Annotated in this window: 26 protein-coding genes and 1 tRNA gene; 14 read left to right on the forward strand and 13 right to left on the reverse strand. The window is 57.7% G+C overall.

Annotation, left to right across the window (positions count from 1 at the left end; translation table 11 throughout):
• Positions 1 to 2: 2 nt before the first annotated feature.
• Positions 3 to 1190, reverse strand: coding sequence for a pyridoxal phosphate-dependent aminotransferase (locus DK510_RS09270; RefSeq protein ID WP_109311827.1), 1188 nt, complete (start codon positions 1188 to 1190; stop codon positions 3 to 5).
• A gap of 58 nt (positions 1191 to 1248) precedes the next feature.
• Positions 1249 to 1593: an MmcQ/YjbR family DNA-binding protein gene (locus tag DK510_RS09275; protein WP_109311828.1), complete on the reverse strand. Its 345-nt coding sequence runs from the start codon at positions 1591 to 1593 to the stop codon at positions 1249 to 1251.
• 216 nt (positions 1594 to 1809) lie between these two features.
• On the opposite strand from DK510_RS09275, the gene cysS reads away from it, so the two are divergent.
• The 3 genes from cysS (at position 1810) to DK510_RS09295 (ending at position 5870) form a co-directional block, all read left to right on the forward strand.
• Positions 1810 to 3384, forward strand: a complete 1575-nt coding sequence (cysS, locus tag DK510_RS09285; protein WP_109311830.1) for a cysteine--tRNA ligase — start codon at positions 1810 to 1812, stop codon at positions 3382 to 3384.
• A 72-nt stretch (positions 3385 to 3456) separates the two neighbouring features.
• Positions 3457 to 5091 carry a citramalate synthase gene (cimA, locus tag DK510_RS09290; RefSeq protein WP_109311897.1) on the forward strand — a complete coding sequence of 545 codons (1635 nt, stop codon included), beginning with the start codon at positions 3457 to 3459 and terminating at the stop codon, positions 5089 to 5091.
• Positions 5088 to 5870, forward strand: coding sequence for a squalene/phytoene synthase family protein (locus tag DK510_RS09295; RefSeq protein ID WP_109311831.1), 783 nt, complete (start codon positions 5088 to 5090; stop codon positions 5868 to 5870). Before cimA ends, DK510_RS09295 begins: the two co-directional genes overlap by 4 nt.
• Here DK510_RS09295 and DK510_RS09300 read toward each other — a convergent pair whose 3' ends face one another.
• Positions 5871 to 6461 carry a YceI family protein gene (locus tag DK510_RS09300; protein ID WP_109311832.1) on the reverse strand — a complete coding sequence of 197 codons (591 nt, stop codon included), beginning with the start codon at positions 6459 to 6461 and terminating at the stop codon, positions 5871 to 5873.
• A 91-nt stretch (positions 6462 to 6552) separates the two neighbouring features.
• Here DK510_RS09300 and DK510_RS09305 point away from each other — a divergent pair, with 91 nt between their 5' ends.
• Complete coding sequence (locus DK510_RS09305; protein ID WP_109311833.1) at positions 6553 to 6969, forward strand: MarR family winged helix-turn-helix transcriptional regulator; 417 nt, start codon at positions 6553 to 6555, stop codon at positions 6967 to 6969.
• Here the strand turns inward: DK510_RS09305 and DK510_RS09310 are convergent.
• Positions 6966 to 8183, reverse strand: a complete 1218-nt coding sequence (locus tag DK510_RS09310; RefSeq protein WP_109311834.1) for an MFS transporter — start codon at positions 8181 to 8183, stop codon at positions 6966 to 6968. The two genes, DK510_RS09305 and DK510_RS09310, sit on opposite strands and share 4 nt — an antisense overlap.
• Positions 8184 to 8280: 97 nt before the next feature.
• On the opposite strand from DK510_RS09310, the gene DK510_RS09315 reads away from it, so the two are divergent.
• The 4 genes from DK510_RS09315 to DK510_RS09330 are packed head-to-tail and all read left to right on the forward strand — an operon-like array spanning position 8281 to position 10377.
• Positions 8281 to 8913, forward strand: a complete 633-nt coding sequence (locus tag DK510_RS09315; protein ID WP_109311898.1) for a DNA-3-methyladenine glycosylase — start codon at positions 8281 to 8283, stop codon at positions 8911 to 8913.
• On the forward strand, positions 8910 to 9575 hold the full coding sequence (locus DK510_RS09320) for an alpha/beta hydrolase (protein WP_058271726.1): 666 nt from the start codon (positions 8910 to 8912) through the stop codon (positions 9573 to 9575). The genes DK510_RS09315 and DK510_RS09320 overlap by 4 nt, the downstream gene beginning before the upstream one ends.
• Before the next feature lie 2 nt (positions 9576 to 9577).
• Complete coding sequence (locus DK510_RS09325; protein WP_109311835.1) at positions 9578 to 10081, forward strand: GNAT family N-acetyltransferase; 504 nt, start codon at positions 9578 to 9580, stop codon at positions 10079 to 10081.
• Positions 10075 to 10377, forward strand: coding sequence for a putative quinol monooxygenase (locus DK510_RS09330; RefSeq protein WP_109311836.1), 303 nt, complete (start codon positions 10075 to 10077; stop codon positions 10375 to 10377). The genes DK510_RS09325 and DK510_RS09330 overlap by 7 nt, the downstream gene beginning before the upstream one ends.
• A 4-nt stretch (positions 10378 to 10381) precedes the next feature.
• Here the strand turns inward: DK510_RS09330 and DK510_RS09335 are convergent, their stop codons facing one another.
• Together DK510_RS09335 and DK510_RS09340 are read right to left on the reverse strand one after the other, a co-directional pair.
• On the reverse strand, positions 10382 to 10807 hold the full coding sequence (locus DK510_RS09335) for a VOC family protein (RefSeq protein ID WP_109311837.1): 426 nt from the start codon (positions 10805 to 10807) through the stop codon (positions 10382 to 10384).
• 31 nt (positions 10808 to 10838) lie between these two features.
• Complete coding sequence (locus DK510_RS09340; RefSeq protein ID WP_109311838.1) at positions 10839 to 11444, reverse strand: rRNA large subunit pseudouridine synthase E; 606 nt, start codon at positions 11442 to 11444, stop codon at positions 10839 to 10841.
• 213 nt (positions 11445 to 11657) lie between these two features.
• Here DK510_RS09340 and DK510_RS09345 point away from each other — a divergent pair, with 213 nt between their 5' ends.
• On the forward strand, positions 11658 to 12242 hold the full coding sequence (locus DK510_RS09345; RefSeq protein ID WP_058278012.1) for an HNH endonuclease: 585 nt from the start codon (positions 11658 to 11660) through the stop codon (positions 12240 to 12242).
• A gap of 6 nt (positions 12243 to 12248) precedes the next feature.
• On the opposite strand, the gene DK510_RS09350 is transcribed toward DK510_RS09345, so the two are convergent.
• Entirely contained in the window at positions 12249 to 12713 is a 465-nt protein-coding gene (locus DK510_RS09350; protein WP_109311839.1) for a disulfide bond formation protein B, read from the reverse strand.
• A complete protein-coding gene (locus DK510_RS09355) occupies positions 12710 to 13288 on the reverse strand; it encodes a YqaA family protein (RefSeq protein WP_058278010.1) in 579 nt (192 codons plus the stop codon). Before DK510_RS09355 ends, DK510_RS09350 begins: the two co-directional genes overlap by 4 nt.
• A 146-nt stretch (positions 13289 to 13434) precedes the next feature.
• On the opposite strand from DK510_RS09355, the gene DK510_RS09360 reads away from it, so the two are divergent.
• Positions 13435 to 13520: transfer RNA gene (locus DK510_RS09360), tRNA-Leu, on the forward strand.
• A 332-nt stretch (positions 13521 to 13852) separates the two neighbouring features.
• Here DK510_RS09360 and DK510_RS09365 read toward each other — a convergent pair.
• Positions 13853 to 15346, reverse strand: a complete 1494-nt coding sequence (locus DK510_RS09365; RefSeq protein WP_234998995.1) for a BCCT family transporter — start codon at positions 15344 to 15346, stop codon at positions 13853 to 13855.
• 389 nt (positions 15347 to 15735) lie between these two features.
• On the opposite strand from DK510_RS09365, the gene DK510_RS09370 reads away from it, so the two are divergent.
• The 3 genes from DK510_RS09370 to DK510_RS09380 all read left to right on the forward strand — a co-directional run bounded on the left by DK510_RS09370 (position 15736) and on the right by DK510_RS09380 (position 19844).
• Positions 15736 to 16704 (forward strand): TAXI family TRAP transporter solute-binding subunit, encoded by a 969-nt coding sequence (locus tag DK510_RS09370; protein WP_058271718.1) that lies wholly within the window; start codon positions 15736 to 15738, stop codon positions 16702 to 16704.
• Between the two features lie 102 nt (positions 16705 to 16806).
• The gene (locus DK510_RS09375; RefSeq protein WP_109311841.1) at positions 16807 to 19416 is read left to right on the forward strand and encodes a TRAP transporter permease; all 2610 of its coding nucleotides are present in this window, start codon (positions 16807 to 16809) and stop codon (positions 19414 to 19416) included.
• Positions 19413 to 19844: a universal stress protein gene (locus DK510_RS09380; RefSeq protein ID WP_109311842.1), complete on the forward strand. Its 432-nt coding sequence runs from the start codon at positions 19413 to 19415 to the stop codon at positions 19842 to 19844. The genes DK510_RS09375 and DK510_RS09380 overlap by 4 nt, the downstream gene beginning before the upstream one ends.
• Before the next feature lie 14 nt (positions 19845 to 19858).
• On the opposite strand, the gene DK510_RS09385 is transcribed toward DK510_RS09380, so the two are convergent.
• The 3 genes from DK510_RS09385 to DK510_RS09395 are packed head-to-tail and all read right to left on the reverse strand — an operon-like array spanning position 19859 to position 23947.
• Complete coding sequence (locus DK510_RS09385; protein ID WP_109311843.1) at positions 19859 to 20899, reverse strand: lipocalin-like domain-containing protein; 1041 nt, start codon at positions 20897 to 20899, stop codon at positions 19859 to 19861.
• The gene (locus DK510_RS09390; protein ID WP_109311844.1) at positions 20889 to 23303 is read right to left on the reverse strand and encodes an ABC transporter permease; all 2415 of its coding nucleotides are present in this window, start codon (positions 23301 to 23303) and stop codon (positions 20889 to 20891) included. The genes DK510_RS09385 and DK510_RS09390 overlap by 11 nt, the downstream gene beginning before the upstream one ends.
• Positions 23300 to 23947: an ABC transporter ATP-binding protein gene (locus DK510_RS09395; RefSeq protein ID WP_109311845.1), complete on the reverse strand. Its 648-nt coding sequence runs from the start codon at positions 23945 to 23947 to the stop codon at positions 23300 to 23302. Before DK510_RS09395 ends, DK510_RS09390 begins: the two co-directional genes overlap by 4 nt.
• 170 nt (positions 23948 to 24117) lie before the next feature.
• Here DK510_RS09395 and DK510_RS09400 point away from each other — a divergent pair, with 170 nt between their 5' ends.
• Entirely contained in the window at positions 24118 to 24552 is a 435-nt protein-coding gene (locus tag DK510_RS09400; RefSeq protein ID WP_109311846.1) for an ion channel, read from the forward strand.
• Here DK510_RS09400 and cls read toward each other — a convergent pair.
• Positions 24549 to 25961, reverse strand: a complete 1413-nt coding sequence (gene cls / locus DK510_RS09405; RefSeq protein WP_109311847.1) for a cardiolipin synthase — start codon at positions 25959 to 25961, stop codon at positions 24549 to 24551. The genes DK510_RS09400 and cls overlap by 4 nt on opposite strands.
• Positions 25962 to 25968 lie beyond the last annotated feature (7 nt).

Here is a 25968-nt window from a genome sequence, read left to right on the forward strand (position 1 = left end):
GTCTATTCTGCCGCGTGACTTTCCGCCAGGGCGGCGGCGAAATCGCAAATTGTTCTGAGTGCTGCAGCAAAGCGGTCGTCATCAATTGTCATCGCAACCCGCACGTGTCCTGCCGCCGCTGTGCCAAAACTTTCACCGGGCATGACGGCAATTGCGTGTGTATCCAGCAATGCGTTGGCGAATGCCTCACCGCTTAGCCCCGCTGCGCGGATGTCCAGCATCAGGTACATCGCACCCTGTGCCGGCACGAGGCCAATGGTGTTCTGGGTGGCAAGAATCTCGACCGCCAACGCGCGACGACGCCGGAACGGAGCGGCGATTTCCTCTTCAAGATCATGACCCGCGCTCAAGGCAAAACTGGCGGCGTCCTGAATGAACCCAGGCACGCCGTAAGTTGTGTGCGTAGCCAGATTGATGAGATGGGCGATCACCTCCTCGGGGCCGACCACCCAACCGCACCGGGACCCGGTCATCGCGTGTGACTTGGACATCGAACCAACGACCAAAGTACGTTCGGCCATTCCGGGCAGGGTACGTGGTGAGATATGCTCACCTTCCCAGACCTGCGTGTCATAAACCTCATCCGAGATCAGCCACAGGTCGCGGTCACGGCAAACATCTGCGATACCGTTCAGCGTCTCGCGGGAATATACGACACCAGTGGGGTTGTTCGGGCTGTTGATCAACAGCGAAACCGCACCATCTGCCGCCGCATCGATCTGCTGCGCGCGCGGCTGGAATGCATCCTCAGCGGTGGTCTGGATGGCGCGGGCTGTCGCACCGGCGCCCCGGATCGTGCCGGGGTAAGTCGCGTAGTAGGGATCGAGATATAGGCCGACATCACTGGGATCGCACACCGCCACGTGGGCTGCGAATAGGGCAGATTGGCCGCCCGGAGTGATCAACACGTTATTTCGGCTTGTCTTCTGACCAGTGCGGGCCTGAATGCGCGCCGCAACGGTATCGCGCAGCAAATCGGAACCGGGCACCACAGCGTAGCCGGTGTTTCCCTGACGCGCCGATAGATCCATGGCATCCAGAATGGTCGGGTGCGTACGAATGTCATGCTCACCAATGGTGAGTTCAGTAATGACGTGCCCTTCGCTGATCATCCGGCGCGCGCGGTAAAATACATCCCACCCATCACTGCCACCTCCGGTCAGATGAGTGATACGCTGCGACAGTTTCATGGCACGCTCCGATCTTGTCTTCAGCGCAGAATGGGCCAGAGGCATTGGAAAATGTCAATCAGCTTCGTGGGGGCAACGTGGACTGCACTTTTTTCGTCAGGGAAGACCGCATCAGATCGTAGGAAGTGGCCAGCCGATGACGCATCTCATCCTCGTCACAGTCAAACGGCAGGCGGATCCAGCTGCGATGAAAATAGGGGGCTTTGGTACCGACACCTGCTTCGATCAGCATCTGAGCCGTCTCGATATCAGGCGTTTTGACGGACACGCCATCGTTGGCAGTGCCGATGCAGGCAAACATCTTACCGCCAACCTTCCAGGCATCATGGCCTCCGCCCCAAGGGTCGGAAAGGTCAGCGCCTGGAAACGTGCGGCAGATTGAATTGACGAATTCTCGGCTCATGGTCGAAAGGGTGCGTCACCTTGAGATTGAACTCAAGTCTTGGCTGAACGCGTTGTCCATGTTAGGGGAAGGACATGAACCGTATGACCTGCATCATTATCTGCTGCATTACCTGCTGATTTATCAAGCGGGCCGGTTTCTTTCGTTTTCATCCCTGAGACAAGTTGCTAAGCCCGCGCCAACGCGACACGCTTTGCCGTTCTTAGGAGCCGACCGATGACGACGATCAAACTGCACAACACACGGACACGGACGAAAGAGGATTTCGTACCGATCGATCCTGAAAACGTGCGGATGTATGTCTGTGGTCCAACGGTTTATGATCGCGCCCATCTGGGCAACGCGCGGCCCGTGGTGGTGTTTGACGTGCTCTATCGGTTGCTGCGCCATGTCTACGGCGCGGATCACGTGACCTATGTACGCAATTTCACCGACGTGGATGACAAGATCAACGCGACCGCGCTGGCACGCCAGAAAGCGGGTGCTGAGGGCACGCTGGAGCAGTTGGTGCAGGAGCGGTCAGATGAAACCATCGGCTGGTATCTGCACGACATGGGCGCATTGGGCGCGCTTGAGCCCGACGAGATGCCGCGTGCGACTCAGTACATCGCGCAAATGGTTGCGATGATTGAGGATTTGATCGCGAAGGGTCACGCTTACGCAGCCGAAGGACACGTTCTGTTCGCGGTTGACAGCTGGAAGGAGCACTACGGCGCTTTGTCTGGTCGGTCGGTGGATGACATGATCGCCGGTGCCCGGGTTGAGGTTGCGCCTTACAAGCGGAACCCGATGGATTTCGTGCTGTGGAAACCCTCGACCGATGAGTTGCCGGGGTGGGATAGCCCATGGGGTCGTGGTCGTCCGGGGTGGCACATCGAATGTTCGGCCATGAGCTATGAGCTGCTGGGCGAGAGCTTTGATATTCACGGTGGCGGAAACGACCTGATGTTCCCGCACCATGAAAACGAGATCGCCCAGAGCAAATGCGCCCATCCGCATGGTGAGTTCGCGCGCGTCTGGCTGCACAACGAGATGTTGCAGGTGGAAGGCAAGAAGATGTCCAAATCGCTGGGCAACTTCTTCACCGTGCATGACTTGTTGGAACAGGGCGTTCCGGGTGAGGTGATCCGGTTTGTCTTCCTGCAGACCCATTACCGGCAGCCTATGGATTGGACTAAAGAGAAGCGAGATGAGGCCCGGCAGACACTCGAGTCTTGGCATGATCTTACTTCTGGGGTCGAGCCCGCCGAAAGCCCCTCGCCGGCGGTCGCCGCCGCTGTCGCGGATGATCTAAATACCGCGGGTGCCTTGGCCGAATTGCACAGGTTGGCTGAGGAAGGGGATGCGGCTGGACTTTTGGCTAGCGCTCGTTTCTTGGGGCTTTTAGAACCAGAGATGGCGGCTTGGATAGAAGAAAGAGCCGATTATGCTTTGCACTTAAAATATGAAGTTGAGAGTTGGATGTCTCTCAGAAGCGGAATTAAATCAAATGCTAGAGATTTGATGAAATCTGGCGATAAAAAGACTGGTGGCCTTTTGTTTGGTTGGTCTGATCAAATCCGGGATCAACTTCGCGTCTATGGTATAGAAGCGCGTGATACAAAAGACGGCTTTGAATGGAATGTTCTTCCTCTGTTTGATGTCGTTGTCATAAGAACTTCAGACGGAGCCATTACATCAGAGCGAAGAGAGCAGGCCAAAGAAAAGCAGTGGTCTGAAACACTTACGCGTATGAAGCAAGATCGTGAAGGTTTGGAGCAACAATACAAAAACCTGCTTGCGGAGACTTAAGTTAGTATACGTGCCACGCTCAAAAAAAGTGCGTGAATGAGTACCGCCGATCAAACCAAAAGAGCCAGAACGATGACCAAAGAACGCCTCTACCTCTACGACACTACTCTGCGCGACGGGCAGCAGACACAGGGTGTGCAGTTCTCGACCGCTGAGAAGGCGCAGATCGCTCAGGCTCTGGACGAGTTGGGCGTGGATTACATCGAAGGCGGGTGGCCGGGGGCGAATCCGACGGACAGCGCGTTTTTTGATGCGGCTCCCAAAACGTCAGCCTGCTTGACGGCCTTTGGGATGACCAAACGGTCGGGCCGGTCGGCTGAGAATGACGATGTTTTGGCGGCGGTGATGAACGCGGGCACGCGGGCGGTCTGTCTGGTGGGTAAGTCGCACGATTATCACGTGACGGATGCGCTCGGCATCTCGCTTGAGGAGAATGTCGAGAACGTCCGTGCCTCGGTTGCGCATATAGTCGCGCAGGGGCGCGAGGCACTGTTTGATGCCGAGCATTTCTTTGACGGCTACAAGGACAATCCAACCTATGCGCTTGAGGTTTGCCGGGCCGCGATGGATGCCGGTGCGCGCTGGGTTGTTCTGTGCGACACCAATGGCGGCGCTTTGCCCGCAGAAGTGTCGCGGATTGTGTCCGAGATGGTCGCGGCGGGTCTACCGGGGGACCGATTGGGTATCCATACCCATAACGATACGGAAAACGCGGTGGGCTGTTCTTTGGCGGCCGTCGATGCGGGCGCGCGGCAGGTTCAGGGAACTTTGAACGGATTGGGTGAGCGATGCGGAAATGCGAATCTAACCTCATTGATCCCGACGCTGCTGCTGAAGGAACCCTATGCATCAAATTTTGACATCGGCGTCAGTGTCGAGGCGCTGGCGGGTCTGACCCGCGTCAGCCGCATGCTGGACGAGATCCTGAACCGGGTGCCCAGCAAACAATCGGCCTATGTCGGGGCGTCCGCATTTGCGCACAAGGCAGGGCTGCATGCCAGCGCGATCCTCAAGGACCCGACGACCTATGAACATGTGGATCCGGCGTCGGTTGGGAACATACGGATCATTCCGATGTCGAACCAGGCGGGGCAGTCGAACCTGCGCCAGCGCTTGATCGAGGCCGGTTTGTCGGTCGAGCCCAGTGACCCGGCTTTGGGCCGTATCCTCGAGCGGATCAAGCTGCGCGAGGCAGAAGGTTATTCCTACGACACCGCGCAGGCCAGCTTTGAGCTTCTGGCGCGGGATGAACTGGGTCAACTGCCTCAATTCTTTGAGGTAAAGCGGTACAAGGTGACCGTTGAACGGCGCAAGAACAAGTACAACAAGATGGTCAGCTTGTCCGAGGCCGTTGTTGTGGTGAAGGTCGATGGTGAAAAGAAGCTGTCGGTCAGCGAGTCTCTGGATGGGTCCGGCGGTGACCGGGGTCCGGTGAACGCGCTGGCCAAGGCGCTGGCCAAGGATCTGGGGCAGTATTCGCGGATATTGGATGATATGCACCTGGTCGACTTCAAGGTGCGTATCACGCAGGGCGGCACCGAGGCCGTGACCCGTGTCATCATCGATAGTGAAGACGGGCAGGGGCGCCGGTGGTCCACCGTTGGTGTCAGCGCGAACATAGTCGATGCCTCGTTCGAGGCGCTGCTGGACGCGATTCAGTGGAAGCTGGTGCGTGATTGCGGCCCACAGTCGGCAGTTGCCGAGTGAGTGCGCCATTTGACGATGACGTCAAGGCCTGTGCTGCACTGTTGCACAAGGCCGATCCCGACCGATTCATGGCAGCCATGGCGGCCCTAGTTTCCGCACGGGCGGTGTTGTTTCCGATCTATGCGCTGAACATCGAAGTCGCCCGGGTACCCTGGGTGACGCAAGAGCCGATGATTGCCGAGATGCGCCTGCAATGGTGGCGCGATGCTTTGCAAGAGATTGCCGAAGGTCCAACCGTGCGTCGGCATGAGGTCGTCACACCGCTGTCGCGTGTCCTGTCCCCTCATCTTGCGTCGATGATGGATGAATATGTGGCCGTAAGGCGTTGGGATATTTATCGCGACCCGTTCGAGGACGAAGATCATTTCGACGCATACATAAACCACAGCTCGGGCACGCTCACGGTGGTGGCGGCACAGGCCCTTGGGTCTGCGGATGAAGATGTCGTGCGGGATTTTGGCTATGCCGTTGGGGTTGCCAATTGGTTGCGCGCCATTCCGGATCTGGAAGCGCGTGGGCGAATTCCGCTGCTGGATGGCACGCCTGCGGGTGTTCAGCGTCTGGCCGAAAAAGCGTACAGGCGGTTGAAACGGGCACGTACTCAGCGATACTCGGTTTCGGCAAAAGCTGCTGCCGCGTTGCATGCCGGTTGGCAAACTGAATTGGTTCTAAAGCAGGTCATTGCGCGCCCGGACAGGGTCGCCTCTGGAACCCTTGGGCCGGGTGAAATCCGCCGCCGCCTGTCATTGATGGTGCAGGCGGCAACGGGGCGCTGGTAATTACTCCCAGCCGCCGGCGCGCATTTCGGCCGAGATTTTCAGCTGCACCAAGTCTGACGTTCCCGGGGCAAACATCCCGACGCCATACTCGCTGCGCAAAAGCTGGCCAGCGGCTTCGACGCCAACCCAGTCACCTTTGTAATAATCGAAAAATCCGGCCAGGGGATGTTCGCCCATGAAGGTCAGGTCGATCTCAAGCGTTGCGGGCTTGGTCTGATCCTTGATTGTCAAATCTCCGATCATTTGCAGGGTGCTTGCACCGGTTTGCACCGCCGAGGTCGAGACGAATTTGATGTTTGGGTAAGCTTCGACATCGAAGAAGTCACCGCTTTTGAGGTGGTCGTTGAGCGGCCCCCAACCGGTTTCAACACTTGAGGCGTCGATTGTGATATCCGCGCTGGTTGCGGTGACATTTTCGGGGTCAAACTCGACGGTGCCGGATACGGTGGTCCATTCGCCGGATTGTTCGGTCAGTCCCGCGTGGTTGTAGTAGAAACGGATTTCGGTGTGACTTTGATCAAAGTGATAAGTTTCGGCAAGGACTGGTGTGGCCAGTGCCAAGACGAGGGCAGATGCGGTAAACAGCTTCATGACATTTCTCTGATTTGCAGGGTTGATAATTAACATGTAAATGCATCTAAAATGATGAGCAAAGAAAAACCACAATCCTCGCGGAGGCGTGATGAGCGGATTTGAAGAGCGAGAGGCGGCTTGGATCGCACTGAACCAGACACGCACCCGGATCTTTTCCCGGGCCGAGCGCGCGCTGGTGGCAGCGGGATATCCACGGCTGCACTGGTATGACGTGTTGTGGGAGTTGGAACGAGCGCCAGACGGCCTGCGACCTAAACAGCTGGAGCAACAGCTGCTGTTTGATCAGTCCAGCTTTTCCCGGCAGGTCGCACGGATGGCGGAGGACGGGTTGTTGACGCGCCATGCTGCGGCGGGGGACGGACGGGGAAAAATCCTGCGCATTACCGACAAAGGCCGTACCCTGAGACGGCAGATGTGGGATATCTACCGCATGCACATTGATGAGGGGATCGCCGAGGCACAGAGATTAGGTGCCTTTGCACCGATACTGAACCTTAACGATTAGGCCGTTCGGGGCCGCATCGTCAGCCACAAAAGCGCGCCGCCCGCCAAAGTCAGAAGGGGGATCATCGCGACGTTCACCGCGGTCCAACCTTCAATCGGAGAGCCGCCAGAACAGTTCATTAGCCCACCGGAAGCCAGCGAGGCAAACGTGACGCCACCAAACACCAGCAAGTCGTTCAACCCCTGCATGCGTCCGCGCTCGCTGACGTCGTGCGATTCAGCCAACATGGTGGTTGCGCCGATAAAACCAAAGTTCCAGCCGATGCCCAGCAAGATCAGCGCGACAAAGAAATTACCCAGTTCAACGCCCTGCAAAGCCACCACTCCGGCTGCGGCAAGAATGAGTAGGCCCAGTGCCACAATCCGTTCGACCCCAAAGCGGGCAATCAATTGTCCGGTGAAAAAGCTGGGAATGTACATCGCCAACACGTGGCTGGTGACGACATCCGCCGCGTCATTGGCGCTGAACCCGCAGCCCACGACGGCCAGCGGTGTCGACGTCATCACAAGGTTCATCAGCGCGTAGGACACCATGGCGCAGATGATCGCAACCGCGATGCGCGGCGTCTTCAGAAGCTCGATTCGGGACCGTCCTTTGGGGGCATCAGCCGCAGGCTTGGGCGGGGTCGGAATGTCGAGGAATAAGAACAGGGCCGAGCCAATGACGTTCACTGCGATGACAGCGATATACGTACCGAGAAAAGGGATGACATACGCGGTCGAGGTCAGTTTGACGATCTGAGGCCCGATGATTGCCGCTGCCAGACCGCCCGCCATGACGTAGGAAATCGCTTTGGGACGGAAATCGTCCGATGCGGTGTCAGCGGCGGCAAAGCGGTAGAAACCGTGCGCGCTCATGTAGATGCCGGTCAGCAGGCTGCCAGCAAGAAACACTGGGAATGACCCCAGAAACAAGCCATAAGCGCCGACAAGCCCGCCGCAAGCCCCTGCCGTCGCGCCGACCAGAAATCCAGCCCGGCGACCCCACCGTTGCATGATGGCCGAGATCGGCGTCGCCGCCAGCATTGAGCCAAGGACGATCAAAGATATGGGCAGAGTCGCCAGGCAGGGATTGGTTGCCAATGACTGTCCGGCCAGCCCACCGACGATAAAGATCATCGGCATCTGTGCGCCAAGCAAGGCCTGCGCGGCCACCAGAACGGCGACATTCCGTTTGGCCTGACTGTTGTCGGAGGGGGTGGCGGTCATCGTCATGAGCACATGCGTAATGGCGAAAACGATTGTGCACAAGCGGGTTGCATCTGCGGCAAAGCGGCCTAACGTGCAGTCGATCATCGAGGCCGGAGAGCACATGTCCGTTGGACGGATCATAGAAACACCCGACTGCGTAGAAGAAGGCGCTACGTGGCTGGCCGAAAGCTGCCCGCGCATGGCCTATGCGATGGAACAGACCGGTCCGTTGCCCTTGCGCCGTCGCCCGGACGGGTTTGCGCAACTGCTTAGCGCCATAGTCAGCCAGCAGGTGAGTGTGGCCTCGGCCAATGCGATCTGGAACCGGTTGAAGGATGCGAAACTGACCGGCCCGCGCAAAATCATGTGGGCCACCGACGATGATCTGCGTGCAGTTGGGTTGAGCCGGCAAAAAATTCGCTACGCCCGCGCTTTGGCTGAGGCGCGCATTGACTACAAAGCCTTGCGGGACGTTTCAAACGATGACGTGGTGGCGATCCTGACCGAGGTGTCGGGTATTGGCGTCTGGACCGCCGAGATCTACGCCATGTTTTCGCTTGGCCGCGCTGACGTGATCGCGCCGGGCGATCTGGCGCTGCAAGAAGCTGCGCGCATCCTCTTTGATTTGCCCGATCGGCCGACCGACAAACAGCTGCGCCAGATGGCCGAAGCCTGGTCGCCTTGGCGGTCGGTTGCGGCGCGGGTTTTGTGGGCCTATTACCGGGTGGCAAAAGAACGAGAAGGGATCAGATGACACGGGTTTTGAATGCGCTCCGAAAAGAGCCGGTTTCGGGCGATACACGCTCGGTCGTGGTGTTCGTGCACGGCTATGGCGCCAACGGGGCCGATTTGCTGGGGCTGGCCGATCCGCTGGGGGAACATCTGCCCGACACGTTGTTTGTGTCACCCGATGCGCCGGAACAGATTCCTGGAATGCCCAACGGATATCAGTGGTTTCCGATCCCGTGGATTGACGGGTCGTCCGAAGAAGAAGCACGCCGTGGCATGGAAATGGCCGCCGACGATTTCAACGCCTTCCTCGATGCGCTTATGGTGGATGAGGATGTGCTGCCAGAGCAGGTGGTCCTGTTTGGGTTCTCGCAAGGTACGATGATGAGCCTGTACGTCGCGCCGCGCCGCGAAGACCCGGTGGCTGGGATTGTTGCGTTCTCTGGCCGGTTGTTGGAACCGGACCTGCTGCCCGACGAAACCGTCAGCCGAATGCCGATCCTTTTGGTGCATGGTGATGCCGACGACGTGGTTCCACCACAATCGTTGCCCGAAGCTGCCGAAGCACTGCAGGCTGCAGATTTCAAAGAAGTATATGCGCATGTCATGAAAGGCACCGGCCACGGGATTGCCCCGGACGGTCTTAGCGTCGCGCTGGCCTTTATGCGCGACAAGCTGAGCCTGTAGCGATGATCGCGGTCCGTCCCATGATGCCTGAGGATGTGACCGTTGCCTGTCGTATTCTCAACGAAATCATTGCTATCGGCGGGACGACCGCGTTTGAAACACCGTTTTCTGAGGCGCTGTTTGCCCAAGTCTACCTGAACGGCGCAGACAAAATCTGTTGCCACGTTGCCCTTGATGAACAGGGTGAGGTGGCCGGGTTTCAATGGCTTGGCACGAATGCGAACCTGCCGGAAGGTTGCGCGGATATCGCGGCTTTCACCCGGCGAGAGCCGGTGTTGAAAGGGGCCGGGCGGGCGTTGTTCTCAGAAACCACGACCTATGCCGCGGCCCTTGGGTTCAGCGCGCTCAACGCGACGATCCGGGCCGACAACCGGCAGGGGCATAGCTATTACGACAAGATGGGTTTCCGCGACTATTCGGTCACTTATGCTGTTTCTCTGCAAGGCGGGACGCCAGTCGACAGGATTTCGAAACGGTTTGAATTGGAGAAGGAAACGACATGCTGATAGTCACCGGAACGGTTGAAGTGTCGCTAGATAGTGTCGACAAAGCCCTTGAGGCCGCACAGAAAATGGTTGCCGAGACTATAAGAGAGTCCGGCTGCCTGATCTATGAATTCAGCCAGATACTCGGGCAATCCAACAAGTTCCGCGTGTATGAAGAATGGCAGGATCAGGCCGCGCTCGAGGCGCATTTCGCTGCCCCGCATATGGCCCAGTTTCAGGCTATTCTGGGCGAAGTGGGCGTTATCTCGAGTGACATCTACCGGATTGTCGGGGGAGAAAAGAAACCGCTGCGCTAGGGTCTTAGTCCCACAGGTGACCTTCAGCGAATTCCACCGAGTTTCCGGCGGGGTCCCGAACATACAGCGACCGTGCCCCGCTTGGCCAATCGAACTCGGCGTCTATGGGGATGTTCCACTCCAGCAGATGCTTGCGCATTTCGTCGATCTCTGTCCGCGATAAAGTCATGCAGACGTGACCGGGACCGCGTGCGCCATGCGGCGGGACGGGCAGGTTTGGATTTTCCGGCGGTTTTGCCGTCTCATCAGCGTTGAACAGCAACAACACCGATCCGCCGACGCGGAAAAATACATGTCGGTTCGCGACGCGTTGAATACACTCTAACGCCAGTATCTCACCATAGAATCGTTCGGCTGCGTCTATGTCGCCAACGTAAAGCGCGGCCTCAAGGATCCCCTCTGGGGATGGTGTGCTTCGGGTGACTTTCATGCCTTAAGTCTATTACAAAAGGACGTTTTTGTCACCTGCGCGGTCGGCGGTCCCGTTTGCGCTTCGGTGCGGAAACCAATGTAGGAGCTGTCAGGCTGTCCCACTGACCGGGCGCCAATCCCTCTAGCGTATAGTCCCCGATCCGGGCGCGGATCAGGCGCAGGGTGGGATGACCGACCGCTGCCGTCATGCGTCGAACCTGCCGGTTGCGGCCTTCGCGCAAGGTCAGTTCAATCCAGCTGTCCGGTACTGTTTGGCGTACGCGGATAGGTGGGTTTCGTGGCCACAGGCCTTCGGGCTCAACCATCAACCGGGCCTTGGCAGGGCGCGTTTTTCCATCCTTCAGATCGACCCCGTCGCGCAGGGCTTTCAGGGCAGCAGCATCGGGCAGACCTTCGACCTGAACCCAATAGGTCTTGGGCATCTTGTGCTTGGGGTCCGATATTTGCGCCTGCAGCCGGCCGTTGTCCGTCAGCAGCATCAGGCCCTCGCTGTCGCGATCCAGACGGCCAGCCGGATACACACCGGGCAGGTCGATGAAATCCGACAATGTGCTGCGCGGCGTCTCTGCATTTGCGCGGTCGGTAAACTGCGGCAACACATCGAAGGGTTTGTTGAATCGTATGAACCAGCTCATGATCCCGCCATAGCCTGCCAGAGGCAGAGAACGCAACCTGTGGATAACTGTCACGCCTCTGTTACGGAACAGGCATACTCAATACCCGAGATGTTGTGGAAACTCAGGGCTTGTCAGAGTTTTAACACGATATATAGTTAAGTTAAGGCCGGGGCGGGTGTTCCCCGCTCTGGTGTCAATAACGGGCAGAGCAGAGCGAGGAGCGATTCCGATATGGACGGAGAATTCAGGACCGAATTTGTCAGGGAACCGGGTGCCCTAAAGCACCATCCGGCATTGGTTTTGAACGCCGACTATCGCCCCTTGTCCTATTACCCCTTATCCCTGTGGCCCTGGCAAGAAGCGATCAAGGCGGCCTGGCTGGACAGGGTGGACATCGTGGCCGAATACGACGAGGTCGTCCGAAGCCCAAGTACCGAGATCCGAATACCTTCGGTCGTTGTCCTGAAAGACTATGTAAAACCCAGAAAGCGCGTGGCCTTCACGCGCTTTAATTTATTTTTAAGGGACGAATTCCGCTGCCAGTATTGTGGAAGCCGTGACAACCTGACCTTTGACCATGTTGTTCCGCGGGCTGCCGGGGGTGTGACCAGTTGGCAGAACGTTGTGGCGGCCTGTAGCCCTTGCAACCTAAGGAAGGGGTCGAAATCGCTGCGGCAGGCGGGCATGTCGCTGCGCAAACCGCCGCGTCAGCCAGATGCCGAGGCGCTGCGAAACATCGGGCGCAAGTTCCCCCCGAACCACCTGCATGACAGCTGGATCGACTTTCTTTATTGGGATGCCGAACTGGACGCGTAGTAACGCTTATTTCGCGCGGAACGCGGCCAGCCAGACCAAAACCAGACCAGCCGACAACACAGCGTTCCAGCCAGCCATCGATAGGCCGAACATCTCCCATGGGATATCATCACAGCGCACAAGTGGCGCGGACATGATCTGATCCATAAGCTCCTCAGCGGACAACCCGCCAATATCACCCGACGTGCAGCTGGTTGGACCTTCCCACCATTTCTGCTCGACGCCTGTGTGGTACATGCCAATCCCGGCAGTCACCATCGCAGCAACCGCACCCAAAAGCGGTAGGGGGCGAATGCCCGGAAAGGCAAAGGCTAAAACCCCAATCAGAACGGCCGCGCCGTGAGGATAACGTTGCCAGATGCACATTTTGCACGGGGCCATACCGCCCAGGTGCTGAAACGCCCATGCGCCCAGCAAGAGCGCAGCGGAACCGCCCGCCGCAATCAGGATCAACAGTTTTTTGCGTGTCATAGGAACTTCACCGCTAAGAACCCACCGAACAGCAGGATGACAAACAGAGTGAACATAAGCCCCAGACGCTTTTCGATGAAGTTGCGAATGGGTTCACCAAAGCCCCAAAGCAGCCCGGCAACAACAAAGAACCTGAGCGCGCGGGCCAGAATCGACGTGGCGATGAATGTGCCCAGCGGCATGCCCGTCCAACCGGACATGATGGTGATTACCTTATACGGGAATGGGGTAATCCCTGCGCCCAGCACGGCCCAGAATCCGAAGTCGTTGAACTTGGTGTTGAACTCTTCCATGGCATGCGCTTTGCCCATGGATTCGAGGATGGGTTGGCCGATGCTTTCATAGAAGAACGCGCCGATCGCATAACCCAGCATGCCTCCCAGCACCGACGCCACCAGGGCGACCGTCGCGATCAGCCAGGCGCGCGACGGGCGCGCAAGAATCATGGGAATCATCAGAACGTCCGGGGGAATCGGAAAGAACGAGCTTTCGACAAATGCCACAATGGCCAGAGCCCAAAGCGCGTGCGGGTGTTCGGCCAGACGAATGGTCCAGTCATAGAGCGATCGCAACATCAGATGCTAAAATCCCGTTCTCTTGTTGCGTCAGCCAAACCATGCGCCTGATGGGTCGTCAACCGTGCCTGAAGAAAACAAACTGAATATCGGTTGTTTTTTGCCTCTGGACCTTCCCGATTATGAGCGCTAATCCAGTGTTCGTGGCCCAAGTGGCGGAATGGTAGACGCAGGGGATTCAAAATCCCCCGTCCTAACGGACGTGCCGGTTCGAGTCCGGCCTTGGGTACCAAGGTAAAAACAGAGAGTTAGGGTAACCTGCTCTCTGTTTTTTCTTTTTTGGCATTTCGAATGCTCATGTTGCCACTTTTGGTCCGGTACCGAAAATGTCGGGGTTTTGACGGTCGTTGGAAAGCTTGGCGACAATCTAAGTTCCGGATTGCGCGCAGCTTTTTCGGGCAAGTTTTCCGGCAAACTCAGGAAAAAGCGAACAAACTAGGGTTGTTCATGCCGAATCCATTCCCAGTTTCTGCGCTCACTTACTGCGTCGCAGGATCAGCCACGCCAGAAACCCAACATAGGCGAAAACGCTTAGGTTCAGTGCGGTGTCGATCAATTGGCCACTCATGATCGGTCCTCCTGCGCCAAACGTTTGAACAGACAGACAACAAGAATTGGCACGATAAACACGAAGGCGATGGCTGACAGCGCTATTATGGACCTTACCAGCGAGATATCGCCCACCAGAATCATCGCCATCCCTAACGCGCCAAGGATAATGCCCCAAATCGTACGAATTCGGGGGGAGGGGTTGTCGTCGCCTCCGGTCCCTATCATCGCAAGGGTGAACCCGGCGCTTACGACGCTGGTAACCACGAACAGGAACGCGGCCAGGATTGTTGCTATTCTTGTGATGCCATCTAGCGGGAAGCGCTCAAGCAACGCAAATGTTGTTGCGTCAAGGTTCTCTGCGTTGACGGCTGATAAGGCTCCGTCCTGACGCAAAGCATCGAAAAAACCCAAGCCGCCAAAAACGCCGAACCACAGGATAGAGAAAAGTGTAGGGGTGACGACGACTCCGATCAGAAACTCTCGGATCGTGCGTCCGCGGGAAATCCGGGCGATAAAAATGCCCACGAAAGGTGACCAAGCCAGCCACCAGATCATATAGTTCAGCGTCCAGCCGTGGAACCAGTCGACCAAGAGGTCGTCGAAGAATTCCGCGGTCGAGAATCCTGCGGGTAGGACACCGAACAGATAGCGTCCGAATCCCGAAACGATGCCATCCATCAGATAAGATGTGGGACCCAGCACCAGAAGATAGACCATCATCCCGACGGCGATCAGCATTGCTGCGTTGGACAGTAGGGCCATTCCGTCGCCCAGATCGCGACGCAACGGTATGATGAACGCAATACACAGCGCGGCAAAAACGGGCAGCGTCAGCACGCCCGGGGTTTCTATACCCAACAGGCCTGCCAGTCCGGTCTGGATCTGAAATACCCCCATGGCCATAGAGCCCGCCAACCCGACGGCAATTGCGACGATCGAGAGCAGATCGAAAACCCACCCCAGCGCTTTTGTCCATCCTGCTTCGCCAAGTGCGTCGGTGACTGGGGCACTCAGTAACAAAGTGCGATTTCGGCGATAGGCAAAATAGGCGATGACCAATCCGACGATTCCGTAAATCGCCCAGGCGTGGAATCCCCAGTTCAAGTAGGTCACGAACATCGCATAACTGGCCGCTTCGGCATCGCTACCGTACTGGCGCAGCACTTCGTAATGGGTCAGGGGTTCTGCCGCCCCATAGAACAGCAGCCCGACACCCATCCCGGCAGCAAATAACATTGCGATCCAGGCGGTTGTTGAAAACTCGGGTTCGGCTGTGTCTGGGCCAAGGCGGATACTTCCGAACTTTGACAAGGCCAAGTAGAGGACCACAAACAAAAGCCCGCTGACTTCAAGCATGATGAACCAGCCGCGGCTGTTGAATTGCGTTTCAACCGCTGATGCAGCAATGCGACCCAAGCCTTGCGGGTCAGCAATGCCCCAGATTGCGATGGCCGCACTGAGGGCTAGAGCAATCAAAAGCATCGGGCTGGGTGATTTGCCGTCCACTGTCCAGAACCCTTCCGCGTAAATTCATGAAACATCGGGTCGTTAGGCCAAGCCTAGGTTGCGAAATCCAAACTTTCAAAGTGTTTTTGGATATTTAGCTGGCACGGTTGTTCATGATCCGGCCCAGTGATGCCGATCTGTGCGAAACCGCCCCGTTAAAGGGGGAAACTTTCGGAAATCTCCTCACATCTGCGGATCGGGGCCTTCATACCCCGCGCAGGGGTTGACAAGCGGAGTGTCTGAATGAAACGTCAAAGGCGTTGGGAGACTTTTAAATTTCAGATGCTTGACCCGTTGCAAGACGGGTTCGCTTGCCGTACCGGCAAGGTCCCTGGATGGGGGCCGCTGAACTGTCTCTCATCCACAATAAGAGTTGGGAGTTCTCAAAAATGAAAAATAGCAGCAAGCTTAGCCTGGGCGCGGTCGTTACCGCAGCTCTTATGGCTCCGGCCGCTTATGCAGAAGAGTTTATCACCATTGGTACCGGCGGTGTGACCGGCGTGTACTATCCGACTGGTGGCGCGATCTGCCGTCTGGTGAACAAAGGCCGCAAAGAGCACGGCGTGCGTTGCTCGGTCGAGTCGACCGGTGGTTCGGTCTACAACATCAACACCATTCGCGAAGGCGAACTGGAGTTTGGTGTTGCCCAGTCCGACTGGCAGTACCACGCCTATAACGGCAGCTCGAAATTCGAAGAGGCTGGCCCCTTCGAAAACCTGCGCGCCGTCTTCTCGGTACACCCCGAACCATTCACCGTTGTTGCACGTGCCGATTCCGGCATCACCAACTTCGAAGACCTGAAGGGCAAGCGCGTCAACATCGGCAACCCCGGTTCCGGTCAGCGCGGCACGATGGAAGTCCTGCTGGGCGAAATGGGTTGGACCACCGACGATTTCGAACTGGCGACCGAGCTGAAAGCGGCTGAACAGTCGGCGGCTCTGTGCGACAATCAGATCGACGCGATGGTTTACACCGTTGGTCACCCGTCGGGTTCGATCCAGGAAGCGACTACAGCCTGTGACTCGGTTCTGGTGAACGTCAGCGGCGACGCCGTCAGCAAGCTGGTAGACGACAACTCGTTCTACCGTACTGCGACAATCCCCGGTGGCATGTACCGTGGTTCGGATGGCGACACCTCGACCTTTGGTGTGGGCGCGACGTTCGTGACCTCGGCAGACGTGTCAGATGACGCAGTTTATGCGGTTGTCAGCTCGGTCTTCGAGAACTTCGACGATTTCAAAAAGCTGCACCCTGCATTTGCCAACCTTAAGCCCGAAGAGATGATTGCAGATGGCCTGTCGGCTCCGCTGCATCCGGGTGCTGAGAAGTACTATAAAGAAAAAGGCTGGGTTCAGTAAGCCAGACCTAAAGCGGGGTGCCCAACGGGCGCCCTGCGACCCAAACCCGAACAAATCGGGTGGATCAGAAGGCCAAAAATGGCCGCGACGGGGAGACATTTCATGAGTTCCGACACACAATCCAATCGTCCGCTATCCGAAGAAGAGCTACAGGATCTTGTGGCCTCATCCGATGCGGGTGGACGTAATCCGGTCGGTAATGTCGGGATATTCCTGGCCGTGGTGGCCGCGATCTGGTCGATCTTTCAGGTCGTCCTGGCCTCGCCTCTGGCGAACTATGTTCTGCCCGGCAGCGTTGTGAACAACGCGCGGCAGTTTCACCTGGCCTTTGCGTTGTTTCTGGCCTTTGCAGCCTATCCGGCGCTGAAATCAAGCCCGCGCAACTATATCCCGGTTCAGGATTGGATCATGGGGCTGCTGGGCGCCTTTGTCGCGCTGTATGGTTATTTCTTTTACAACAAGATCGTCGATGCAGGCGGTCTTGCGGATGACACCGACAAATGGGTCGCCCTGGTTGGTCTGCTGTTGTTGTTCGAGGCCGCGCGTCGTGCGCTTGGCCCCGCAATGGCGATCATTGCGACGATCTTTCTGGTATATGTGTTTTTCGGATCCTCTGATTGGGTTCCCGAGGTTATTCGCTGGAAAGGCGCAAGCCTGAAAAAGGCCATGAGCCATATGTGGATCACGTCCGAGGGCGTGTTTGGTATCGCGCTTGGGGTTTCGACCAAATTCGTTTTCCTGTTCGTTCTGTTCGGGGCCTTGCTGGATAAGGCCGGGGCAGGGAACTACTTTATCAAGATGGCCTTCGGTGCCTTGGGGCACCTGCGTGGTGGTCCTGCCAAGGCGGCCGTCGTGGGTTCGGCCGCGACCGGCCTGATCTCGGGTTCGTCCATCGCCAACGTTGTGACCACCGGTACGTTCACCATACCGCTGATGAAGCGTGTTGGGTTCAGCAGCGAACAGGCCGGATCGGTCGAGGTTGCCTCATCCGTGAACGGCCAGATCATGCCGCCCGTGATGGGGGCTGCGGCCTTCTTGATGGTGGAATATGTCGGCATTTCTTATGTCGAGGTGATCACCCACGCCTTCCTGCCTGCCGCGATTTCATACATCGCGCTTGTCTACATCGTGCACCTTGAGGCCGTGAAGCGGAACATGCCCACGCTGGGCGACCGCGACGTAAAGCTGGCGCGCACAGTTGTTGGTATGTTGTCCTTCTTCCTGGTCTTTGCCGGACTGTGCTACGGTTCTCAATTCCCGGTCGAAGCAGTCACTAGCTGGGTGCCGTCATCGGCTGGGCTGGTCCTCAGCCTGATCATCTGTGCCATCTATGTGGCACTGCTGTATCTGGCCGCTCAGGTGCCGGATCTTGAGCCGGATGATCCAAACGCCAAAGAAGTGACCTTGCCGGTCATTGCCGACATCTACAAAGCTGGGCTGCACTACCTGTTGCCGATTATCGTGCTGGTCTACTTCTTGATGATCGAGCAGAAGTCACCGGGTCTGTCGGCCTTCTGGGCCACGACGCTGCTGTTCGTGATCCTGCTGACGCAGAAGCCGCTCAAGGCGATATTCCGCGGGCAAAGCAACGTCTACAACACGTTCATTGATGGTGTCGCAGACCTTTGGCAGGGCATGATCGACGGCGCGCGGAACATGATTGGTATCGCGCTGGCAACGGCAACTGCAGGCGTCATCGTGGGCACCGTGACCTTGACTGGTGTCGGGCAAGTGATGGCTGACCTGGTTGAGTTCCTGTCAGGCGGCAATCTGATCCTGATGCTGATTATGGTCGGCCTGCTGAGCCTGATCCTGGGCATGGGCCTGCCGACAACTGCGAACTATATTGTGGTCAGTTCACTGATGGCTGGTGTGGTTGTTGAGCTGGGTGCGCAAAGCGGACTTATCGTGCCGTTGATCGCGGTGCACCTGTTCGTCTTCTACTTTGGGATCATGGCAGACGTGACCCCGCCGGTTGGATTGGCAAGCTTTGCGGCCGCCGCAGTATCCGGTGGTGACGCAATCAAAACCGGTTTCATCGCGTTCTTTTACAGCCTGCGCACCGTGGCCTTGCCGTTCGTGTTCATCTTCAACACTGACCTGCTGCTGATTGATGTGACGTGGGTCGAAGGCATAACCGTGGCGATATTTGCGACAATCGCCATTCTCGTCTTTACGGCCGGCACAATGGGTTACTTCCTGACCCGCAGCCGGATCTATGAAAGCATCGCGCTGATCCTGGTGGCATTCGCGCTGTTCAGGCCCGACTTCTTCATGAACCGCATTGCGCCACCGTTTACCTCGGTTGAGCCTGCTGCGTTTGTGGAGACCATCGGCGAAACGCCTCCGGGTACCGAGGTGCGCATGGTCATCAGCGGGCCGGACTTTGACACGCTTGAGATGACGGACACGACGGTTGTTGTTCCCGTTGGCAGCGAGGAGGGTGGGCAAGCGCGTGTCGACGCGATGGGCCTGCTGCTGCTTGAGGAAGACGGCCTGGTCAAACTGGAAGAGCCGCTGTTCGGAACTCCGGTCGCGGATGATCTGGATATCTTCGACTACTATGGGGATGAGGCGGTGCGCCTGACTTCGGTCAGCTTGCCGGCCAGTCAGCCACCGAAACAGTTGATCTATATTCCGGCAATGTTGTTGCTGGGTCTGATCGCTTTCCTTCAGCGCGGCCGTGCCGCCAGACAAGAGGTGACCGCATGACAAACGCTGTGCTCTGTGCCGTCGATATCAGCAACGGCGATCTTGATACGCATGTCCTACAGAAAGCTGCGAAGCTGGCCGATCAGGAAGGTGCTCAACTGGATGTGGTGACGGTCCTGCCGGATTTCGGAGAAAGCTGGGTGTCTGGCTTTTTCGAAAGTGATTTTCACGACAAGGCTCTGGAAGAGGCACATACCAAACTAGCCGAGATGTGTGTGTCCACACTGGGGGCAGATCGGAATGAAAAGATCCGCCACGTGGTCGCGACAGGTACTGCCTATCAGGAAATCCTGAAAACTGCAGAAAGCGCCGGCAGCGATCTGATCGTGATCGGTGCGCACAAACCCGACTTGAAAGATTATCTGCTGGGCCCAAATGCTGCACGGGTCGTGCGGCATTCAGACGTCTCTGTCTACGTGGTGCGCTAAGAAAACTGGGCGGATCAGTACCCTGTCATTTCAAGATATCCCCGTCCGGAATGGCTGCCGCTGATCTGGACGGGACCTTCCCAGTATTCAAACCGGGTGGCCACCCACGCGTCGGGTGTCAGCGCTGATACCTCGACGTCCAGATCCCGGTCAGGCAATGTGACGCGCCATCTGACAGGTACGTCGCGGCCAGCAACGGGCGCGGTCGTCAGCGGCTCGAACGTGACCGAACCATCGGGGATCGCGGTCGTCGTACCATTGGCGGTGATCCACGTAGCCGCGGTGAAATCACCTCGGTCGCCGCGTAACCGAAAAGCCATCATCTTGTCGCCATTGTCAAAGCTGAGCGAGAACCAATCCCAGCCGCTTTGATCTGCGGCCAAAGGTTGTGATGACCATTCGCGGTCCAGCCAGCCTTGCCCGGTGACCGCCACGTCGCCATCTGGCAGCCGCAAAACGCCTTTTACCTCGTAAAACGGCTGGGAATAGTAATAGCTGGCTTGCCCGTCGCCGGATTTCACCGAATATCCGTTCTCGCCGTGAAACACGAACGGCCCGTTGGCTTCGAGCTTTAGGTCATAGCCGAAATCCGCGCCGTTTGCAGAAAGGCTGACCACGTTTGGGTCTGACCCGCGCATGTGCCATTCGTCGATCCACGCCTCGAATGGCGCTGCCGTAACCCCTGCCTGACCGATGCCGCCGCGCGACAGACGCTCCGCGAAATAGTGTTTGTCGGGCGTGGTCACCGCAGCATGGCCCATCCATATCTGCGGGCTTTGCCACCCCTCGACCTCATGCGGTTTCAGTGCGGACCGAAACAGGGTCCACTGGATACCGTAATCGCGCCCGTCTTCACCTTTCAGGTTTGCTGTCAGATACCACCACTCGATCCGGTAGTCTGGGTGGGGGCCATGATCCTGCGGGAATTGAAACGCATATTCCGGCTGGGGCACAGTGAACCCTTCAGCCGAACCGCCCAGGCCTGCGTATCCCTGCGCGCAGGCAATGCCCGGCACGGCCAGCAGCAAGACTATAAGCCAGATCCTAACGTTCATTGGCAAACACCTTCAGTAGATCCGCAGGCGGCAGGCGCAGCAAACGGGCGGCAGGCAGGGCCGCGGCAACGGTTGCCGCAAGCAGGGTCAAACCCAACAGATAAACCCAGTCGACAGGGAACAGGTACATCGGCAGCCTCCAGCCAAACGCCTCGACATTGATGACAGTCAGCAAGGTCCACGCTAAAGCCAACCCCAGCGGCAGAGCCAGCAAGGCGGTCAAAGCGGCCAGCAGCACGCTGCGTAAAAGTTCAAGCCGGGCCAGTTCTGCACGGGTCAGCCCAAGTGCCCAGATGGGTGCAATTTGGGGCAGGCGCTGCGTCCACAACGTCAGCAGGCTGGTCAGAATGGCGAACCCTGCAACCCCCAGCGTCAGGATGTTCAAGGCCGAGGTCACAACGAAGGTCTTTTCGAACACCTGCATGGATTGCGCCTTCATTGCAGCTTGCTGGACGACTGCTCGGCGGGGCAGGTCGAACTGCTCGCGCAAGGCCTGAGCCAGATCCGTGGCCCGATCAGGCGCGACACGAATGCCAAACCGGCGCGCCTCAGCGCCGGGCGCGATCTGATCAAGTTGGGCCATAGAAACGATGGCCTGACCGGTTGGGTTGCCATAGTCCGAATAGACACCTGCGATGGTCATCGTGTCGGCGGGTGTGATGGCCAAAGAGTCGCCAGGCCAAAGGTTTTCCCGGCGGGCAAGTTGTTCGTTGATCAGCACAGCGGTTCCGTCGTGGACTCGGTCCCAAACACGTTCCGAGGTGCTGATAAGCGGCCATTTCTCACGATAAGTCTGATCGTCGATGATACCATAGAGAAACAGAGGCCCCGACGATTTCGCCAGTTCAACGCTTCGGATCGGCAAGATGGCATCTACCTGCGGGTTCAGCCATTCTGCGATGTCCTTACCCTGCTGATCGGTGGCAGCGGTGACGTAGAGCTCGGATGTAAGGCGCTGGTCCAGCCAGCCGGTAAAGGTCAACCGAAAGCTGGAAACCATCGTGCCTACGCCGATATTCGCGGCAAGCGCCAGCAACAGGGCCATCAGCGCCAAAGATAAGCCCGGCAGTTGGGCGCGCATGTCCGACCAGACCCATTGGGCTATTGGCCCTTTCGCTGATCGCTGAAACAGGATCAGGACGCGCGACAAGGCATAGGGCAATACCAACGCGGATCCGACCAGCAACCCGGCGACCATGACGAAACCGGCCACCAACCCCCCGAACAACAACAGGGCCAGAATGCCACCGACAATAGCGGCGACACCGGCAAGGGCGACGACCCAGCTACCCGAAGCCGCGCTACGCCAGGCCTGCAAGCCTGCGCCGCTTAGAATCGGCATTCGCGACAGGCGATACAAGGCGTGTCCGCTGGCCAGAAACGTGCCACCCAAGGCCATCGCCAACCCGGACAGTGCCCATTGTGGTTGCAATGAGATCTGGCCGCTGACAGGTGCGCCATAAAGTCCGCGCAAACTTGCAGCCACATCCGGCAACAGCGCGCCTGCGAGGAAAAAGCCAAGCACCAAACCGAGTATTCCGCCGACAATCGCCAGCACGGAAAGCTCAGCCATGATCAGCCAAACCAGCCGTCGCATCGAAACACCCAAAGCGCGCAAGGTTCGGATCATGCCGCGCCGCTGGGCAAAGGCCAGGCCCACGGTTCCGTGCACGATGAACAGACCCACCGCAAAGGACAGCAGGCCAAAGGCGGACAGGTTTAGGTGAAAACTGTCGGTCAGTTGTGCGGTATCCAGTTGTTCCTGTGCCGGGACCCGCTCCAATTCGGGGGCAATAGTCGACAGCGGTGGAATTGAACCGGGCTGATCCGGCAAAATGATCAGGTGCGAAATCTCTCCCGGCTTCTTCAGTAACGTCTCGGCCACACCGATGTCGGTCAGGATCAGATCGGGCGGTAAGGCATCGCTGATCAGGATCGGAGGCAAACCGGTCTGGCCGGCCAATAGCGGCTCCAAAACCGGGGTCGTCAGCAATCGCCCCGGCGCGGTCAACATATCGGCAGGGTCGGGTGGCGTGCTGCTTTGTTCCATCTGTGTGACGGCGGGCAGGGCGGGATAGGCCACCATATCTACGCCAAGGACCCGTAATGTCTGACCTTGAACCCGCAATGGGCCTTCCAGTACCGCAGCAACCTGCCAGCCCGCGCGCCTCAGCTCGACGTAACGCGACAGGGGGATTGGATCGGCGGGGTTGTGCAATTCGTCAAACCGACCCAGTGCCAGTTGATCGGCGGCACGATCATAACTGGCGCGGGCCTCGGCATTGATGGCCTGCACCGCCGACCAAAGACCGGTTGCAAGGGCCAGGCCGATCAGCAGGGTCGCCAGTTGCAGACTGTGCGCCCGCCAATGAGAAGCCAGCGCCTGAATGACGGTCAGCGTCATGCGATAAGCCCGCCAGACAGATGCACACGCCGATCCAAACGGGCCGCAATCTCGTGCGAATGGGTGACCAAAAGCAGCGCGGCCCCGGTATCCGCAACAAGAGCCAACATGAGGTCAAGAACGGTGGCGCTGGCGGTTTCGTCCAGGTTTCCCGTAGGTTCATCCGCCAGTAGCAATTTGGGCCGGGCGGCCATGGCACGACCGATGGCAACGCGCTGTTGTTGTCCGCCCGACAGGTTCTCGGGATATCGATCAAGCAGATCGGAAAGGCCCAGCCGCAGGGCCAGATGGGCGCACCAATCGGGGTCGTGGCATCCGGCCAACCGGGCATGAAACGACAGGTTTTGACCTGCTGTCAAAGATGGGATCAAGTTAAATTGCTGAAACACCAGCGATAAGGACGTGCGGCGCAGGGCGGCCCGGCCCGGATCATCCAGTTGCGACAGGGCTACGCCGTCCAGTGTGATTTCCCCTCTGTCCACAGTGTCCAATGCAGCAGCAAGGTTCAGCAGGGTGCTTTTACCGCTGCCGCTTTCGCCGGTCAGGGCTAGCGTTTGGCCGCGATCCAGCGACAATGACACGTCGCACAGGACCGGCCGACCACCGGGATAGGATTTCTGAACCTTGTCAAATATCACAAGCATGTTCGCCCTCATTTTTACAAGGATTTGCAACAGTTTCGCCAACTGTCCAGCGCTGACACGTCATAGGTTCCTTTCGCCGCACTATGAACATGGGTGAGCGGGTTGTCTCAGCCGAAAGTGCAGGTCATTGTTAGGCGATCCGTCGTCGGTACAATTCAGGATGCGAAAACATGACCTTGTCACAGCAGATCCTTTGGGGCAGCACGTTTCTCGGGCTTTGCTTTCTGGTCGAAATCTTTCTTCTGACAATGTGCACGCTGGCCATCAACAGGCTGATCGAGCGTTGGGAAGCCAGAGGTGCAATTTTGGCAACGGCCGGTCCAATTGCAACCGCGCTTGCCTTTATTGTCGCGACCCACACCATTCAGGTCTGGATTTGGGCCATCGTCTGGGTTTTCGGCGATGTATTGCCCGACTGGAACACGGCGCTTTATTTCTCGTTGGTCTCATTCACAACACTTGGCTACGGCGACATCGTCTTGGGCGAAGATCTGCGGATTTTCGGTACTTTTGCTGCAGTTACAGGCCTGTTGGCCTTTGGGTTGTCCACGGCCTACATGGTCGCCCTTATGACCCGGGTGTTTCAGGAAAGGTTCATGGCTTAAAGGATGGGTGAGAATAATCGCGCCAGCGGAGCGCCGAGGCGTATGTGTACTGGTTGCTGTTCCAGATAGCGCGTCAGCTCATAGCTTTTGGCAAAGTCTTTTTGCAGCATCGCATCGACTGCGGCTGTGGTCTGGGGATCAAAGAACAGGGCCATTGCCTCGAAATTCAACCGAAATGATCGATTGTCCAGATTGGTCGTGCCCACTGCGGCCAGTGAGTCATCCACAACGAAGACCTTTTGATGCATGAACCCGTCCGTATAGCGCAGGACTTGTGCACCGCAGGCGCGAACTTCATCAAAATAGGCAAAAGCCGCCAGCCACGGCAGGCGGTGATCAATAACATCAGGAACAAGAATGCGCACATCGACACCGCGCAAAGCCGCGTGTTTCAGGGCGGTCATGATATCGATGTCGGGTACGAAATAGGGGGACGCGATCCAGATCCGGTTCCGCGCCTCTGTGATGGCGGCGAAGAACATCATCGACCCGGTTTCGGTTTCATCGCCGGGGCCTGTCGCGACTAGCAGCGCATTGATGTCCTGGTCCGCCTCGGACCCGGCCCAATCCAACTGGTCGATCAGATCTTCTTCATGCGCCCAATGCCAGTCTTCGATGAATATCAACTGCAATTGCCGGACAATGTGGCCGGTCAACCTGACATGGGTATCGCGCCAATGTCCGAAATGCGGGTCCTGGCCCAGATATTCGACCCCGATGTTGTGACCACCGATGAATCCCGTTTCGCCATCGATAACAACGGTTTTGCGGTGGTTGCGGTAGTTCAACTGGAAACGGAATTTTGGTCCGCGTTGTTCATGCGGATCCGAAACGGCGATACCGGCCTCGCGCATCTCTTCGATGTAGTCCTTGGGTAGGGCGTAACTGCCGACGGCATCCATCATGAACCGGACGCTGACACCGCGTTTGGCTGCTTCGATCAGCTTGTCTTTCAGCTTCTGACCCAACGCATCGGCGCGAACGATGTAGAACTGGATCAGAACGTAAGTTTTGGCAGCATCAATCGCCTCAAAAATCGCATCAAAGGTGGCCTGCCCATCCACCAATAGCTCTGCCCCGTTGCCGCGCGACACGGGCATTTGCGCCAGCGCCTCGAACGGTTTGGGGTTGATAAGCAATTTGTCGGCATCGGGCGTTGAGTAGTCGGCGAAAGTCTTGATCCCCTGAACCACGCGCTGGCTTTCCTTGCGCGCGATACGGTAGCCCCGAAATCTATGGTGTCCCAAAAACAGGTAAAGCGGCACGCCAAACATCGGGGCCGAGATCAGAAAGACCACCCACCCGACCGCGCCCTGAGGTGTCCGCGCGGTTTGGGCCGCGCGTACAGAAAAGAAAACTGCTGTTGTGTAAAGCGCAAAGACGAAGGCGGAAACAAGCAGTGTCCACATGGGGTTA

The organism is Ruegeria sp. AU67, assembly GCF_900312795.1.
Taxonomy (GTDB): Bacteria; Pseudomonadota; Alphaproteobacteria; order Rhodobacterales; family Rhodobacteraceae; genus Ruegeria; species Ruegeria atlantica.

What these genes read in the sequence shown, in the direction of transcription:
- DK510_RS09355 (WP_058278010.1), bottom strand. Translation starts at nt 13,288, where the DNA reads ATGTTGCGATCGCTCTATGACTGGACCATTCGTCTGGCCGAACACCCG.
- DK510_RS09310 (WP_109311834.1), bottom strand. Translation starts at nt 8,183, where the DNA reads ATGACGATGACCGCCACCCCCTCCGACAACAGTCAGGCCAAACGGAAT.
- cls (WP_109311847.1), bottom strand. Translation starts at nt 25,961, where the DNA reads ATGTGGACACTGCTTGTTTCCGCCTTCGTCTTTGCGCTTTACACAACA.
- DK510_RS09320 (WP_058271726.1), top strand. Translation starts at nt 8,910, where the DNA reads ATGACACGGGTTTTGAATGCGCTCCGAAAAGAGCCGGTTTCGGGCGAT.
- DK510_RS09300 (WP_109311832.1), bottom strand. Translation starts at nt 6,461, where the DNA reads ATGAAGCTGTTTACCGCATCTGCCCTCGTCTTGGCACTGGCCACACCA.
- DK510_RS09335 (WP_109311837.1), bottom strand. Translation starts at nt 10,807, where the DNA reads ATGAAAGTCACCCGAAGCACACCATCCCCAGAGGGGATCCTTGAGGCC.
- DK510_RS09315 (WP_109311898.1), top strand. Translation starts at nt 8,281, where the DNA reads ATGTCCGTTGGACGGATCATAGAAACACCCGACTGCGTAGAAGAAGGC.
- DK510_RS09350 (WP_109311839.1), bottom strand. Translation starts at nt 12,713, where the DNA reads ATGACACGCAAAAAACTGTTGATCCTGATTGCGGCGGGCGGTTCCGCT.
- cysS (WP_109311830.1), top strand. Translation starts at nt 1,810, where the DNA reads ATGACGACGATCAAACTGCACAACACACGGACACGGACGAAAGAGGAT.
- cimA (WP_109311897.1), top strand. Translation starts at nt 3,457, where the DNA reads ATGACCAAAGAACGCCTCTACCTCTACGACACTACTCTGCGCGACGGG.
- DK510_RS09385 (WP_109311843.1), bottom strand. Translation starts at nt 20,899, where the DNA reads ATGAACGTTAGGATCTGGCTTATAGTCTTGCTGCTGGCCGTGCCGGGC.
- DK510_RS09325 (WP_109311835.1), top strand. Translation starts at nt 9,578, where the DNA reads ATGATCGCGGTCCGTCCCATGATGCCTGAGGATGTGACCGTTGCCTGT.
- DK510_RS09330 (WP_109311836.1), top strand. Translation starts at nt 10,075, where the DNA reads ATGCTGATAGTCACCGGAACGGTTGAAGTGTCGCTAGATAGTGTCGAC.
- DK510_RS09345 (WP_058278012.1), top strand. Translation starts at nt 11,658, where the DNA reads ATGGACGGAGAATTCAGGACCGAATTTGTCAGGGAACCGGGTGCCCTA.
- DK510_RS09305 (WP_109311833.1), top strand. Translation starts at nt 6,553, where the DNA reads ATGAGCGGATTTGAAGAGCGAGAGGCGGCTTGGATCGCACTGAACCAG.
- DK510_RS09370 (WP_058271718.1), top strand. Translation starts at nt 15,736, where the DNA reads ATGAAAAATAGCAGCAAGCTTAGCCTGGGCGCGGTCGTTACCGCAGCT.
- DK510_RS09395 (WP_109311845.1), bottom strand. Translation starts at nt 23,947, where the DNA reads ATGCTTGTGATATTTGACAAGGTTCAGAAATCCTATCCCGGTGGTCGG.
- DK510_RS09375 (WP_109311841.1), top strand. Translation starts at nt 16,807, where the DNA reads ATGAGTTCCGACACACAATCCAATCGTCCGCTATCCGAAGAAGAGCTA.
- DK510_RS09390 (WP_109311844.1), bottom strand. Translation starts at nt 23,303, where the DNA reads ATGACGCTGACCGTCATTCAGGCGCTGGCTTCTCATTGGCGGGCGCAC.
- DK510_RS09400 (WP_109311846.1), top strand. Translation starts at nt 24,118, where the DNA reads ATGACCTTGTCACAGCAGATCCTTTGGGGCAGCACGTTTCTCGGGCTT.
- DK510_RS09340 (WP_109311838.1), bottom strand. Translation starts at nt 11,444, where the DNA reads ATGAGCTGGTTCATACGATTCAACAAACCCTTCGATGTGTTGCCGCAG.
- DK510_RS09275 (WP_109311828.1), bottom strand. Translation starts at nt 1,593, where the DNA reads ATGAGCCGAGAATTCGTCAATTCAATCTGCCGCACGTTTCCAGGCGCT.
- DK510_RS09380 (WP_109311842.1), top strand. Translation starts at nt 19,413, where the DNA reads ATGACAAACGCTGTGCTCTGTGCCGTCGATATCAGCAACGGCGATCTT.
- DK510_RS09270 (WP_109311827.1), bottom strand. Translation starts at nt 1,190, where the DNA reads ATGAAACTGTCGCAGCGTATCACTCATCTGACCGGAGGTGGCAGTGAT.